This is a genomic window from Streptomyces gilvosporeus (assembly GCF_002082195.1).
Taxonomy (GTDB): domain Bacteria; phylum Actinomycetota; class Actinomycetes; order Streptomycetales; family Streptomycetaceae; genus Streptomyces; species Streptomyces gilvosporeus.
In genome coordinates this window covers 2740613-2754736 of the sequence record NZ_CP020569.1, presented here as the reverse complement: position 1 = coordinate 2754736, position 14124 = coordinate 2740613, and the positions used below count along the sequence as shown (strand labels likewise).

Sequence of the window (14124 nt, the reverse complement as noted above, 5' to 3'; positions counted from 1 at the left end):
GACTTCGGTTGTGGGTGGAGTCACTTCTCCAGCGTCCCCGGAAGCAAGCTCTCGAGGGCGGCGTCCGCATCGGCGGCCAGGCGAAGCAGGAAGCCCCGCCCGGCGTGGACAGATTGAGCGTCATCGTCTTCTTGTTGCGGCGGCGCCGCTTCCACCACAGCCCGACGCCGTCTTAGGCGGGCCCCTGCCGCCCGCCGCACGCCAGCGCCGGGCGAGCGCGGCCGCCTCGCGCCCGTCCTCGGCGGCCTGCCGCAGTTCGTGCCCCACCAGGTCCTCGGGCTGCACCCAGGTGACCCGCAGCGGGGCCGCCGCCGTGGTCATGCGCCGCCGAGCGCCGCGAACGCCCGCTCATGGGCCCGGCGTCGGGCCAGATCGCGGTCGAAGACCTCGCGGGCGACGGTGACCAGCGCCGCCGCCGGGGCGTGCAGATCGAGGCGGCTGGCGCGGGCGACCTCGTCGGCCCACTCGGACGGTACGGCGGCGGCGCCGTGCAGCGCGCCCGCGAGCGCACCGCCCATCGTGGCGATGGAGTCGCAGTCGCGGCCGTAGTTGACCGACCCCAGCACCGTGCTGCGGTAGTCGCCGCCGCAGGCGAGCAGCATGCCCAGGGCGACGGGGAGTTCCTCGATGGCGTGCAGCCGGGAGGGGCGGCGGGCGCCCAGTGACGGGTTGCGGTAGTCGGGGCCGACGGTGTCGAAGGGCGCGACGGCCGAACGCAGCGGCGTCAGCGCGGACTCGTAGCCGGTGTGGAGCGCGGCGGTCTCGCACACCGCCTCGATCGCCGCGCGGGTGCCGTCCTTGGCCAGCCGCAGCGCATGCCCGACCACGGAGGCCACGGTGGCGTCCGGGGCGAAGGCGGCGGCCACCGCGGCGGCGAACACCCCGGCCGCCTCCCGTCCGTAGGAGGACTGGTGGGCACCGGCGATGTCCAGCGCCTCGGCGTAGGCGCGGTCGGGATGACCGGCGTTGACGACGCCGACCGGCGCCATGTACATCGCCGCCCCGCAGTTGACGATATTGCCGACGCCGGCCTCGCGCGGGTCGATGTGCCCGTAGTGCAGCCGCGCCACGATCCACTTCTCGGCCAGGAAGATCCGCTGGAGCGGCAGCGCCTCGTCCTCCAGCTCGGGGATCCAGCGCGGGGTGCCGATCAGGTCCGGGACGAGGTGGTCGGCGATGTCGAAGGCGTCGAGGTGGTCGCGGACCTTCTCGTAGACCCGTACCAGCGCATGGGTCATCAGGGTGTCGTCGGTGACGTGGCCGTTGCCCTTGTGGTACGGCGCGAGCGGGCGGGCGGTGCGCCAGTTCTCGTGGAACGGTCCGACGATGCCGGTGACCCGGCCGCCGTGCCGGGCGGTGATCTGCTCCGGTGTCCAGCCCTCGACCGGCCCGCCGAGCGCATCGCCGACGGCGGCCCCGACCAGGCAGCCGGCCGCCCGGTCCGCCAGGGGGGAGGGTCCGGTCAGGGGTGCCTTCGGGGAGGTCTGCATCGTGTCGGTCATGTGCGGGCGAGTCCTTCCAGGGTGGGGGAGCGGGGCGGGTCGGCCGAGGGGTCCTCGTCGCCGGGGGGAACGCCGAGGCGGGCCTGGGGGTGACGGTCTGTCAGTTCGCGTTCGGCGAGCCGCCCCGCCAGTTCGACCAGATCCGTACCGGCCAGCCGGGGCAGCGCACAGCCCGAGAGCACCCGGCAGGCGCCGCGCCAGCTGGGCGGCAGCGCGGCGGCGCCGCCGAGCGCGCCGGTCAGCGCGCCGGCGAGGGCGGGCGCGGAGTCGGCGACGCGGGAGAGGCAGGCGGCGGCGGGGACCGCCTCGGCGACCCGGCCGCCGCCCGCGAGGGCCAGGGCGAGGGCGACGGGGACGGTCTCGGCGGCGGCGATGCCGTAGCTGTAGACGTGGTCGACGATCTCGTGCTCCAGGACGGGGACCAGCGCGAAGGCGCCGCCGGGCGCACCGCGGGCGAGGGCGACGGCGTGCCGGGCGTTGCGGCGGATCTCGGTGCCCTCGGGGAGCTGGCCGAGCGCCGCGTCCACGCAGGCGTCCACCGGAGCGCGGCCGAGGGCCGCCGCCACCGCCGCGGCCATGGCACGGGCGCCGTGCACCCCGTCGCCGTCCTGGGTGTAGCGGGCGTCGTACTCGGCCAGGTCGGCGGCCGCACCCGGTTCACCCGGACGGACCACCGCGAGGACGGCGGCCCGGACGCAGGCCGCGTCGTCGAAGTAGTGCGGGTTGTCGTGGCCGGTGGCGGGCGGGCGCAGTCCGGCGGCGAGATTGCCCAGCCCGGCCCGTACCGAGATCCGGGCGCGCAGCGGCAGGACCGCGGATTCCACCTCGGGCGCCCGGTCGGCGGCCGCGGCGATCTCCCCGGCCAGCCCGGTCCAGGCCAGGTCCAGGGCGGCCCGCATCCGGTGGTCCCGGTCCGGGCCGCCGAGCTGCGAGCCGGTGGCCGTGAGGACCGTTTCGGCGGTGAAGGCGGCCCATTCGGCGTCGTCGGAGGGGCCCAGCCGCAGCGGTTCGGGCGGCTGGTTCAGGGCGATGGGGACCGGGAGCGTGGTGGTGGCGTTCTGCTCGGCGAAGGTGTCCAGCTCGCGGGTCAGCCGCCGGGTCCACTCGGGCATCCGCGCCGCCCGGTGCCGGGCGGCGGGCCAGCCGGCGGCGTCCCCGGCGGCCAGCCCGAGCAGCAGGCCCTCGATCCGGTCGCGGAGCGGCTTCATACCGCGGCGCCGGCGGGCGTGAGCAGCTCCGCGATGTCCAGGACGTGGTGGCCCGCCATCGAGGGCAGACAGCTGCCGCGGGCCGGGCCGATGGCGGCGGCCCAGGCCGGGGGGATGGCCGCGGCGCCGCCCAGCGCCCCGGCCAGGGCGCCCGCGACCGCGGCCGTGGTGTCGGCGTCGCGGCCCATGTTGACGGCCGTCAGGACCGACCCGGTGAAGTCCCCGCGGGCGGCGGCGAACGCCCCGAAGGCCAGTCCGACGGCCTCGGGGGCCAGATCCGTCCAGGGATAGCCGCCGACGACGACCGCCGAGCGCACCGCCCGCTCGGTGTCCAGCGGGGTGCTGCCGGGGCCGGGCCGGCAGCTTCGGGCGGCGCCGACCGCGCGGCGCAGCGAGCGGGCGGTCCAGGAGTCCTCGGGGATGACGGAGAGCGCGGCGGCGATCACCGCGTCCACCGCGACGGCGGTGGGATCCGCGGCGGTCATGGCGGCGGCGACCCCGGCGGCCACCGCCCGGCCGCCGTGGATCCCCTCCCCGTCGTGGCTGACCGTGCCGTCGACGGCCACCAGCCGGGCGGCCTCGGCGGGCCGCCCCGCCGCGAACACCCCGAACGGCGCCGCGCGCATCGCCAGCCCGTCGCTCCAGGCGTGCCGGTGCTGGGCCGAGATCGGGGCGGCGAGCCCCCGGCGCAGGTTCTCCAGGGTGCCGCGTTCGCTGAAGCCCGCACCGCGGAACGGGACCTCGTCACGGTCCGCGATCCACTGGTGCCAGGCCGCCTCCACATCGGCGACGGTCAGCGCCGCACCGTGGGCGGCCAGCAGCAGCCCGGAGAAGATCGCGTACTCGGTGTCGTCCGTACCGGCCGGATCGTCCTCGACGAAGCCCTCGATACGGCCCCAGCGCCGGCGGATCTGCGAGGGCTTCATGTTCTCCGCGGGCGCGCCGAGCGCATCGCCCACCGCCAGCCCGAGCATCGCCCCACGAGCCCGGTCACTCCCACCCGTCACCCGACCGCCATCCCGGATGGAGGCGCTCTGCGCCGCCCCTGGATCCGGCGCACCGGTCGGCGCGCACGGGGCAGCGGATGCGCTCATGGCGGGCCCTTTCGTCGTACGGGTCGGGGTCCATCCGTCCCCCGTGAGGGGCCGCCTCTGCCGCGCCGGGCGGCGAGGTCACCCGGTCGACGGCGTTACCTGATGGTGCGTCAGTACCGGGTTTTCGGTAAAGCCGCAGGTCACAGCGGTAAGTTCGGCCTTCCTTGCTAGCGGCGCAGGGGCCTTGCCGCATAACTTCGAGGAGTTGCAGGGGGAAGCGCCGCCATCGGCCCACACCTCGCGGAAGGGAGAGGGTCCCTAGATGTCAGTCCTGGAGATCATGGACAGCGCGGCGCCGACGCATGTGGCGCACCGTGACAACCACACGCACCGTGACGTCAACGGCGGCTGGCTGCGCCCCGCCGTCTTCGGCGCGATGGACGGGCTGGTCTCGAACCTCGCCCTGATGACCGGTGTCGCCGGCGGCTCCGTGGCGCCGGGGACCATCGTGCTGACCGGACTGGCCGGTCTGGCCGCCGGTGCCTTCTCGATGGCCGCGGGGGAGTACACCTCGGTCGCCTCGCAGCGTGAGCTGGTGCAGGCCGAGCTGGACGTCGAGCGGGCCGAGCTGCGCGCGCACCCCAAGGACGAGCTGGACGAGCTGGCGGCGCTGTACGTCTCGCGGGGCGTCGAGCCGGAGCTGGCCCGGCAGGTGGCCGAGCAGCTCTCCCGCGACCCCGAGCAGGCGCTGGAAATTCACGCTCGCGAAGAATTGGGAATAGACCCGTCCGACCTTCCTTCGCCCGCCGTCGCCGCCATTTCTTCCTTTGGTTCCTTTGCTCTGGGCGCGATTTTGCCTGTGCTTCCCTATCTTTTGGGAGCCACGGCATTGTGGCCGGCGGTGCTGCTGGCGCTGGTCGGACTGTTTGCTTGCGGGGCGGTCGTGGCACGCGTGACGGCCCGCTCGTGGTGGTTCAGCGGGCTGCGCCAACTGGCCCTGGGTGGCGCGGCCGCGGGTGTGACGTACATCCTGGGAACGTTGTTCGGAACCGCCATAGGGTGACGCGGCGTGCGGGGCCTCGCATAATGAATGCGTTACCCGGCGGTTTCGATTTGTTGACGGCGGGGCATAAGGCCCAGGCGTCGCGGGCAGAGTCGCTCGCCGATCGCCGCATTACAGGATGGCGGAATGTCCGCCGTGTCCCTGATCCACCGCTCCGAGCGGTGTCCGTATGTTGGAAGGCGCTATCCGCTTCTTGAGAAGTGAGCCATCCTGTAACCTGCACGAAAATTTTCGCGGAGGGCCAACGTCGTCCCTCGGCAATACCTATGCCACGACGACGTTGGGAGAGCCGATGCGTTCCGCGTCCACGCACTCCGCGACCACCGGCAGCGCCAGCGCCGCCTGGTCGCCCATGGACGGGCGCCCCGCCCAGCAGGGGATGTACGACCCTCGCAATGAGCACGACGCCTGTGGCGTCGGCTTTGTGGCCACCCTCACCGGCGAGGCGAGCCACACGCTGGTCGAGCAGGCGCTCACCGTCCTGACGAACCTGGAGCACCGCGGTGCCACCGGCTCGGAGCCCGACTCCGGGGACGGCGCCGGCATCCTGCTCCAGGTTCCGGACGCCTTCCTGCGGGACGAGGTCACCTTCGCGCTCCCCGAGGCCGGCGGCTACGCCGTGGGCATCGCCTTCCTGCCGTCCGCAGCCCAGGATGCGGCCGCCGCCGTCTCGCACATCGAGACGATCGCCGCCGAAGAGGGCCTGGACGTCAACGGCTGGCGGGTCGTCCCCGTCGCCCCCGAACTGCTGGGCAACGGCGCCCGCGCCACCATGCCGGCCTTCTCGCAGCTGTTCGTCAGCGACGGCGAGAACACCGGCCTGGCGCTGGACCGCAAGGCGTTCGCGCTGCGCAAGCGCGCCGAGCGCGAGGCCGGGGTCTACTTCCCCTCGCTCTCCTCGCGCACCATCGTCTACAAGGGCATGCTGACCACCGGCCAGCTGGAGCCCTTCTTCCCGGACCTCTCGGACCGCCGCTTCGCCACCGCCATCGCGCTGGTCCACTCGCGGTTCTCCACGAACACCTTCCCGAGCTGGCCGCTGGCCCACCCGTACCGCTTCGTCGCGCACAACGGCGAGATCAACACGGTCAAGGGCAACCGCAACTGGATGCGCGCCCGCGAGTCCCAGCTCGCCTCCGAGCTCTTCGGCAGTGAGAAGCTGGAGCGGATCTTCCCGGTCTGCACGCCGGACGCCTCCGACTCCGCCTCCTTCGACGAGGTCCTGGAGCTGCTGCACCTCGGCGGCCGCTCGCTGCCGCACTCGGTGCTGATGATGGTCCCCGAGGCGTGGGAGAACGCCCCCGCCATGGACCCGGCCCGGCGCGCCTTCTACCAGTACCACTCCACGATGATGGAGCCCTGGGACGGCCCGGCCTGCGTCACCTTCACCGACGGCACCCAGGTCGGCGCGGTCCTCGACCGCAACGGTCTGCGCCCCGGCCGCTACTGGGTCACCGACGACGGCCTGGTCGTGCTCTCCTCCGAGGTCGGCGTCCTGGACATCGACCCGGCCAAGGTCGTCCGCAAGGGCCGCCTCCAGCCCGGCAAGATGTTCCTCGTCGACACCGCCGAGCGCCGCATCATCGAGGACGACGAGATCAAGGCGCAGCTCGCCGCCGAACACCCCTACCAGGACTGGCTGGACGCCGGCCTGATCGACCTGGCCGACCTGCCCGAGCGCGAGCACATCGTGCACACCCACGCCTCGGTCACCCGCCGCCAGCAGACCTTCGGCTACACCGAGGAAGAGCTGCGCGTCATCCTGGCCCCGATGGCCAAGGCCGGCGCCGAGCCGATCGGCTCGATGGGCACCGACTCGCCGATCGCCGCGCTCTCCGAGCGCCCCCGGCTGCTGTTCGACTACTTCACCCAGCTGTTCGCGCAGGTCACCAACCCGCCGCTGGACGCCATCCGCGAGGAACTGGTCACCTCGCTGATCTCCTCGCTCGGCCCCCAGGGCAACCTCCTGGAGCCCACCTCGGCCTCCTGCCGCAGCGTCACCCTGCCCTTCCCGGTCATCGACAACGACGAGCTGGCCAAGCTCGTCCACATCAACGCCGACGGCGACATGCCCGGCATGAAGGCCGTGACCCTCTCCGGCCTCTACCGGGTCTCCGGCGGCGGCGAGTCGCTGGCCGCCCGGATCCAGGAGATCTGCGCCGAGGCCGACGCCGCCATCGACGACGGCGCCCGGCTGATCGTCCTGTCCGACCGGCACTCCGACGCCGAGCACGCCCCGATCCCGTCGCTGCTGCTGACCGCCGCGGTCCACCACCACCTCATCGCCACCAAGGAGCGCACCCAGGTCGGCCTGCTGGTCGAGGCCGGTGACGTCCGCGAGGTCCACCACGTCGCGCTGCTCATCGGCTACGGCGCGGCCGCGGTCAACCCGTACCTGGCGATGGAGTCCGTCGAGGACCTGGTCCGGGCCGGAACGTTCCTGCCCGGCGTCGAGACCGACACCGCCATCAAGAACCTGATCAAGGCGCTCGGCAAGGGCGTCCTGAAGGTCATGTCCAAGATGGGCATCTCCACCGTCGCCTCCTACCGCGGCGCTCAGGTCTTCGAAGCCGTCGGCCTGGACGAGGAGTTCGTCGCCCAGTACTTCCACGGCACCGCCACCAAGATCGGCGGCGCGGGCCTGGACGTCATCGCCAAGGAGGTCGCCGCCCGCCACGCCAAGGCGTACCCGGCCTCCGGCATCGCCGCCACGCACCGCGCGCTGGAGATCGGCGGCGAGTACCAGTGGCGCCGCGAGGGCGAACCGCACCTCTTCGACCCGGACACCGTCTTCCGCCTCCAGCACTCCACCCGCGAGCGCCGCTACGACATCTTCAAGCAGTACACGGAGCGGGTGAACGAGCAGTCCGAGCGGCTGATGACGCTGCGCGGCCTGTTCGGCTTCAAGTCCGACCGCCCCTCGATCCCGATCGACGAGGTCGAGCCGGCGTCCGAGATCGTCAAGCGCTTCTCCACCGGCGCCATGTCGTACGGCTCCATCTCCCGCGAGGCGCACGAGACGCTCGCCATCGCCATGAACCAGCTGGGCGGCAAGTCCAACACCGGTGAGGGCGGCGAGGACCCGGAGCGCCTGTACGACCCGGCGCGCCGGTCCAGCATCAAGCAGGTCGCCTCCGGCCGCTTCGGCGTCACCTCCGAATACCTCGTCAACTCCGACGACATCCAGATCAAGATGGCCCAGGGCGCCAAGCCCGGCGAGGGCGGCCAGCTGCCCGGCCACAAGGTCTACCCGTGGGTCGCCAAGACGCGTCACTCGACGCCGGGCGTGGGCCTGATCTCCCCGCCGCCGCACCACGACATCTACTCCATCGAGGACCTGGCTCAGCTGATCCACGACCTCAAGAACGCCAACCCGGCGGCCCGCATCCACGTGAAGCTGGTCTCCGAGGTCGGCGTCGGCACCGTCGCCGCGGGTGTCTCCAAGGCGCATGCGGACGTCGTCCTGATCTCCGGCCACGACGGCGGTACCGGCGCCTCCCCGCTGACCTCCCTCAAGCACGCGGGCGGCCCCTGGGAGCTGGGACTTGCCGAGACCCAGCAGACGCTGCTGCTCAACGGCCTGCGCGACCGGATCGTCGTGCAGACCGACGGCCAGCTCAAGACCGGCCGCGACGTCGTCATCGCCGCGCTGCTGGGCGCCGAGGAGTTCGGTTTCGCGACCGCGCCGCTCGTCGTCTCCGGCTGCGTCATGATGCGCGTCTGCCACCTGGACACCTGCCCGGTCGGCATCGCCACCCAGAACCCGACGCTGCGCGAGCGGTTCAGCGGCAAGGCCGAATACGTCGTCAACTTCTTCCAGTTCATCGCCGAAGAGGTCCGCGAGCTCCTGGCCGAGCTGGGCTTCCGCAGCCTGGACGAGGCCGTCGGCCACGCCGAACTGCTCGACACCGCCAAGGCCATAAACCACTGGAAGGCGCAGGGCCTGGACCTGGCCCCGCTGCTGCACGTCCCCGAGCTGGCCGAGGGCGCCGTCCGCCACCAGGTCACCGTCCAGGACCACGGCCTGGAGAAGGCGCTGGACAACGAGCTGATCGAGCTCGCCGCCGACGCCCTGGCCGCGGACAGCGCCGAGGCCGCCCAGCCCGTCCGGGCCCAGGTCGCGATCCGCAACATCAACCGGACCGTCGGCACCATGCTCGGCCACCAGGTCACCAAGAAGTTCGGCGGTGCGGGCCTGCCCGACGACACCATCGACATCACCTTCACCGGCTCGGCCGGCCAGTCCTTCGGCGCGTTCCTGCCGCGCGGCATCACGCTGCGCCTGGAGGGCGACGCCAACGACTACGTCGGCAAGGGCCTCTCCGGCGGCCGCGTGATCGTCCGCCCCGACCGCGGCGCCGACCACCTCGCCGAGTACTCCACCATCGCCGGCAACACCCTCGCCTACGGCGCCACCGGCGGCGAGCTGTTCCTGCGCGGCCGGGTCGGCGAGCGCTTCTGCGTCCGCAACTCCGGTGCCACGGTGGTCTCCGAAGGCGTCGGCGACCACGGCTGCGAGTACATGACCGGCGGCCACGCCGTCGTCCTGGGCGAGACCGGCCGCAACTTCGCGGCGGGCATGTCCGGCGGCATCGCCTACGTCATCGACCTCGACCCGGTCATGGTCAACCGCGAACTGGCCGACGCCGTAACGGAGTTGGCCGACGCCGACAAGCAGTGGCTGCACGACGTCGTGCGCCGCCACCAGGAGGAGACCGGCTCCACCGTCGCTGCCAAGCTCCTCGCCGACTGGGACGCGGCCGCCGCGCGCTTCCGCAAGGTCGTCCCGGCCACCTACCAGGCAGTGCTCGCCGCCAAGGACGCCGCCGAGCGAGCCGGACTGTCCGAGTCCGAGACCCACGAGAAGATGATGGAGGCGGCGACCAATGGCTGACCCCAAGGGCTTCCTGAACCACCAGCGCGAGATCGCCACGACCCGCCCCGTCGAGGAGCGCGTCAAGGACTGGAACGAGGTCTACCAGCCCGGCTCCCTGCTGCCGATCATCACCAAGCAGGCGTCGCGCTGCATGGACTGCGGCATCCCGTTCTGCCACAACGGCTGCCCGCTCGGAAACCTCATCCCCGAGTGGAACGACTACGCCTACCGCGAGGACTGGACCGAGGCCAGCGAGCGGCTGCACGCGACCAACAACTTCCCGGAGTTCACCGGCCGCCTGTGCCCCGCCCCCTGTGAGGCCGCCTGTGTGCTGGGCATCAACCAGCAGCCGGTGACCATCAAGAACGTCGAGGTCTCCATCATCGACAAGGCGTGGGACAACGGGGACGTCACCCCGCAGGCCCCCGAGCGCCTCTCCGGCAAGACCGTCGCCGTCATCGGCTCCGGCCCCGCCGGCCTGGCCGCCGCCCAGCAGCTGACCCGGGCCGGCCACACCGTCGCCGTCTACGAGCGCGCGGACCGTATCGGCGGACTCCTCCGCTACGGCATCCCCGAGTTCAAGATGGAAAAGCGCCACATCAACCGCCGTATCGAGCAGATGCGCGCGGAGGGCACCAAGTTCCGTACGGAGGTGGAGATCGGCCGCGACATCGACGCGAAGAAGCTGCGCAAGCGCTACGACGCCGTCGTCATCGCCGCCGGTGCCACGACCTCCCGCGATCTGCCGGTGCCCGGCCGGGAGCTCAACGGCATCCACTTCGCGATGGAGTACCTGCCGCTGGCCAACAAGGTGCAGGAGGGCGACCTGACCGTCGCCCCGATCAGCGCCGAGGGCAAGCACGTCGTCGTCATCGGCGGCGGCGACACCGGCGCGGACTGCGTCGGCACCGCCCACCGCCAGGGCGCGGCCTCCGTCACCCAGCTGGAGATCATGCCCAAGCCGGGCGAGGAGCGCAGCGCCGGCCAGCCCTGGCCGACCTTCCCCATGCTCTACAAGGTCACCTCCGCGCACGAGGAGGGCGGCGAGCGGGTCTACTCCGTCTCCACCACCCACTTCGAGGGCGACGAGGACGGCAACGTCCAGTACCTGCACCTGATCGAGGTGGAGTTCAAGGACGGCAAGCTGGAGCAGAAGCCGGGCACCGAGCGGAAGATCCCGGCCCAGCTGGTCACCCTCGCCATGGGCTTCACCGGCACCGACCAGGACAACGGCCTGGTCGAGCAGTTCGGCCTGGAGCTGGACGCCCGCGGCAACATCGCCCGCGACGCGGACTTCGCCACCAACGTCCCCGGCGTGTACGTCGCCGGTGACGCCGGCCGCGGCCAGTCGCTGATCGTCTGGGCCATCGCCGAGGGCCGCTCCGCCGCCCGCGGTGTGGACCGCTTCCTGACCGGCGCGAGCGCCCTGCCCGCCCCCATCAAGCCGACGGACCGCGCACTGACCGTGTAACCGGCCCTGCCCGACCCGTCCCCGGATGTCCCCGTACAACGTCGTGCGGCGGCACTGCGCGGCGCCTGTCCCCTCCCCCCGACCGGAGGGCAGGCGCCGCGCGTCGTTCGCGGTCAGGCCCCGGGGAAGCGCCGACCCAGCTCCTGCGCCATCTCCTGCGCGGGCGCCGGCACCGCCCGCCGCGGCGGCCCGGCCGAGGGGCGGAAGTCGTGCACCGGCGGGCGCCACGCCGACAGATCGATACGGCCGTCGCCCAGCGGCAGCACCCAGCGGGGATCGGCATGCACCCGCAGCACCTGCGCCTCCAGCTGCACCGAGACCCCGTCGCACTCCCGCAGCTCACCGACCCGGCGCGCCTCCAGCTGTACCGGGCAGTTCAGCAGCCGCGGCGGCCGTACCAGCTCCGACGGCTCCGTCCAGGGCGCATCCGGCGCCGCGCGCTCCCCGGTCGTGCCCGGGGCCTGCGGCAGGTTGACGACGACATCCGGACGCACCGCGAGATTGCGCGCCGTCCGCCCGCGGGCCGGCAGCACGGCACACACCACCGGACCCAGCTCCCACCGGATCCGCAGCGACACCAGCGCGAACGTCCCGTCGTCGTTCTCCGTGGACAGCAGCGCCGGCGCGGCTGAACTGCTCTTCTCCAGCACGCCTTTCATGCCCCCGAGGATAGAAGCAGGACGATTCGGCCCTCACCGAAGTGTGATGAGAGCTTACTCTCTGCGCATGAACCACCCGCACGAGAAACATCAACACACCAATCACCGGCACCTCGCCCGACGGGGGGAACAGAACGGCGAACGGGGCGGCGGACGGAGCGGCGAAGGGGGCGGCGCTGCCGGGAGTGCCGCGGCCGGGACCGCCGCGGAAACCCCCGATGTGGCCGCCCTCGCGCAACTCCTCGCGGACCGCACCCGCGCCGCCATCTGCATGGCCCTCCTGGACGGCGGCACCTGGACCGCCGGCGAGCTGGCCGACTACGCGGCGGTGGCCCCCTCCACCACCACCGAACACCTCAACCTGCTGGTCTCCGGAGGGCTGTTGACCGAACAGCGCCGGGGCCGGCGACGCTATGTCCGCCTGGCCGGACCCGACACCGCCGAAGCGCTGGAGAACCTCGCCGGTCTCGCCCCCTACCGCCAGGTCCCCGTCCGCTCCCTGGCCGAGGCCAACCACCGCCGGGCGCTGCACCACGCCCGGACCTGCTACGACCACATCGCGGGCGCGCTGGGCGTGGCGATAGCCGACGCCATGACCGCACGCGGCCTGCTGGCCCGGGACTACGGCCTGGTCCTGACCGGCGACGGCGCCCGCTGGCTGGCCGCCCTCGGGATCCCCGACACCGCCCCCACCGTCGCCCACCGCGCCCATGTGCGCACCTGCCTGGACTGGACGGTGCGCCGCCAGCACCTCTCCGGCGCGGTCGGCGCCGCCCTGTGCCGGCACGCCATGGACCGGGCGTGGATCGTCAAGGCCCCCGGCACCCGCATCCTCACCGTCACCGACGCCGGCCGCACCGCCTTCCGCGAGCGCCTCGCCCTGCCCGACGAGGCGCTCGCCCCGTCCCTGACGCTCCCCGTGGCGCGCCCTTGACCCGCGCCGGTCAGGCCGGGGCGGATCCGGGGGGAGCGGACGCCGCCCGGCTCACCCGAGCGGCAGCCGCTTTCCGGTGGCCGCATCGACCACCGTGCGGCCGTCCAGCGGCTTGTCCAGCTTCACCTTCACCTTGTCGGTGGCGAGCAGCTCGGTGCACATGCCCTTCGCGTTCTTCCTCTTGCCCCAGCCGGAGACCACCACCAGGCTGCCGGTCTCGTAACTGCGCGCACCGTAGTGGGCGTCGCAGGCGCTGTGGTGGACGGTCACCGTGATCTCCCGTACCGCCTTCGACTTCGGGCGGTCCGCACCGGCCAGCGGGAGCACCGCCTCATGGTGCCCGGCCTGGGCGGCGACCTTCGGCCACTGCCGCACCACCTCCCGCGCCCGCTGCTGGAACGCATCGAGTTTGATCGGCGGGCTCGCCGGCGCCACCGCCTGGGTCTTCGTGCCGCAGCCGGTCAGCGCCACGGCGGCGGCCGCCGTCAGCGCGAGGGCAGCGGCGCGCACACGGTGGGGGGTGAGCATTTCTCGCATGTCATGCCTCCTTTGATCACGCATGGGACGTGACGGACCGCCATCGGGTTCCGCCCAACCGCCGCCCGCTCACCCCGAGTCGCGGGCCACCACGGCGAACGCTTCGGGCCGGGGAGACGTCACACAGGTAATCTCCGGCCCTATGAAGCTGCACACCCATGAATGGGGCACCGGCGAACGGACCGCCGTGCTGATCCACGGGATGATGTCGGATCACCGCACCTGGCACCGGGTGGCACCGGCCCTCGCGGAGCGCGGCTATCGCGTCATCGGCGTCGATCTGCGCGGCCACGGCCGCAGCCCCCGCGGCGACTACGGGCCCGAACTGTTCGCCGACGACCTGGTGGAGACCCTCCCGGCCGACGCGGACCTGGCCCTGGGGCACTCGCTGGGCGGACTGGCCCTGTCGCTCGCGGCCGGACGGCTGCGGCCGCGGCGCGCGGTCTACAGCGATCCGGCCTGGTCACTGGGCGGCACCGGCCAAGTGGTCGACCCGGCCGTCTTCCTGACGTTCAAGGGCGCCACCCGCGAAACGGTCCGCACCTTCAACCCCCGCTGGGACGACGCCGACATCGACCTGGAACTGGCCACCCTCGCCGCCTGGGACACCGGTACCGCCCTCGCCCTCTCCGGCGACCACCGCACCGACCGCACCCCCGAGCGCCCGGTCGTCCCCTCGCTCGTCCAGGTCGCCGGCGAGGGCTTCCTCTTCACCGACGAGGCCGCACAGGAGCTGCGCACCCGCGGCTTCGAGGTCCGCACCGTTCCGGGCGCCGGGCACACCATCCACCGCGACGACTTCGAGGGGTTCATGGCGGGGCTGGACGGCTGGCTCTAGCC

General features: G+C 72.7%; 9 protein-coding genes and 3 pseudogenes. 5 read left to right on the top strand and 7 right to left on the bottom strand.

Translation table 11 applies throughout. The annotated features are described in order from the left end of the window. Window positions 1–23 precede the first annotated feature (23 nt). From B1H19_RS39735 to B1H19_RS12040, 5 genes and pseudogenes are all read right to left on the bottom strand, one after another. Window positions 24–172: pseudogene (locus B1H19_RS39735) on the bottom strand (CoA transferase); the annotation flags it as partial. Beyond that, window positions 142–321, bottom strand: a pseudogene (locus B1H19_RS12055) (ADP-ribosylglycohydrolase family protein); the annotation flags it as partial. The pseudogenes B1H19_RS39735 and B1H19_RS12055, both read right to left, overlap by 31 nt. Then, window positions 318–1502: an ADP-ribosylglycohydrolase family protein gene (locus tag B1H19_RS12050; protein ID WP_083104614.1), complete on the bottom strand. Its 1185-nt coding sequence runs from the start codon at window positions 1500–1502 to the stop codon at window positions 318–320. The gene B1H19_RS12050 and the pseudogene B1H19_RS12055, both read right to left, overlap by 4 nt. Then, a pseudogene (locus tag B1H19_RS12045) lies at window positions 1502–2710 on the bottom strand (ADP-ribosylglycohydrolase family protein); the annotation flags it as partial. The gene B1H19_RS12050 and the pseudogene B1H19_RS12045, both read right to left, overlap by 1 nt. After that, window positions 2707–3684: an ADP-ribosylglycohydrolase family protein gene (locus tag B1H19_RS12040; RefSeq protein ID WP_203237338.1), complete on the bottom strand. Its 978-nt coding sequence runs from the start codon at window positions 3682–3684 to the stop codon at window positions 2707–2709. The pseudogene B1H19_RS12045 and the gene B1H19_RS12040, both read right to left, overlap by 4 nt. Window positions 3685–4066: 382 nt before the next feature. Here B1H19_RS12040 and B1H19_RS12035 point away from each other — a divergent pair, with 382 nt between their 5' ends. The 3 genes from B1H19_RS12035 to B1H19_RS12025 all read left to right on the top strand — a co-directional run bounded on the left by B1H19_RS12035 (window position 4067) and on the right by B1H19_RS12025 (window position 11154). Continuing rightward, entirely contained in the window at window positions 4067–4807 is a 741-nt protein-coding gene (locus B1H19_RS12035) for a VIT1/CCC1 transporter family protein (RefSeq protein ID WP_418361441.1), read from the top strand. 292 nt (window positions 4808–5099) lie between these two features. Continuing rightward, entirely contained in the window at window positions 5100–9701 is a 4602-nt protein-coding gene (gene gltB, locus B1H19_RS12030; protein ID WP_083104611.1) for a glutamate synthase large subunit, read from the top strand. Then, window positions 9694–11154 carry a glutamate synthase subunit beta gene (locus B1H19_RS12025; RefSeq protein WP_083104610.1) on the top strand — a complete coding sequence of 487 codons (1461 nt, stop codon included), beginning with the start codon at window positions 9694–9696 and terminating at the stop codon, window positions 11152–11154. The genes gltB and B1H19_RS12025 overlap by 8 nt, the downstream gene beginning before the upstream one ends. 113 nt (window positions 11155–11267) lie before the next feature. Here the strand turns inward: B1H19_RS12025 and B1H19_RS12020 are convergent, their stop codons facing one another. Further along, on the bottom strand, window positions 11268–11813 hold the full coding sequence (locus B1H19_RS12020) for a hypothetical protein (RefSeq protein ID WP_083104609.1): 546 nt from the start codon (window positions 11811–11813) through the stop codon (window positions 11268–11270). Between the two features lie 220 nt (window positions 11814–12033). Here B1H19_RS12020 and B1H19_RS12015 point away from each other — a divergent pair, with 220 nt between their 5' ends. After that, window positions 12034–12747, top strand: coding sequence for an ArsR/SmtB family transcription factor (locus B1H19_RS12015; RefSeq protein WP_237289811.1), 714 nt, complete (start codon window positions 12034–12036; stop codon window positions 12745–12747). Between the two features lie 51 nt (window positions 12748–12798). On the opposite strand, the gene B1H19_RS12010 is transcribed toward B1H19_RS12015, so the two are convergent. Further along, complete coding sequence (locus tag B1H19_RS12010; RefSeq protein WP_083104607.1) at window positions 12799–13284, bottom strand: hypothetical protein; 486 nt, start codon at window positions 13282–13284, stop codon at window positions 12799–12801. A gap of 142 nt (window positions 13285–13426) precedes the next feature. Here B1H19_RS12010 and B1H19_RS12005 point away from each other — a divergent pair, with 142 nt between their 5' ends. Beyond that, window positions 13427–14122, top strand: a complete 696-nt coding sequence (locus B1H19_RS12005; protein ID WP_083104606.1) for an alpha/beta fold hydrolase — start codon at window positions 13427–13429, stop codon at window positions 14120–14122. The last annotated feature ends 2 nt before the right edge of the window (window positions 14123–14124 follow it).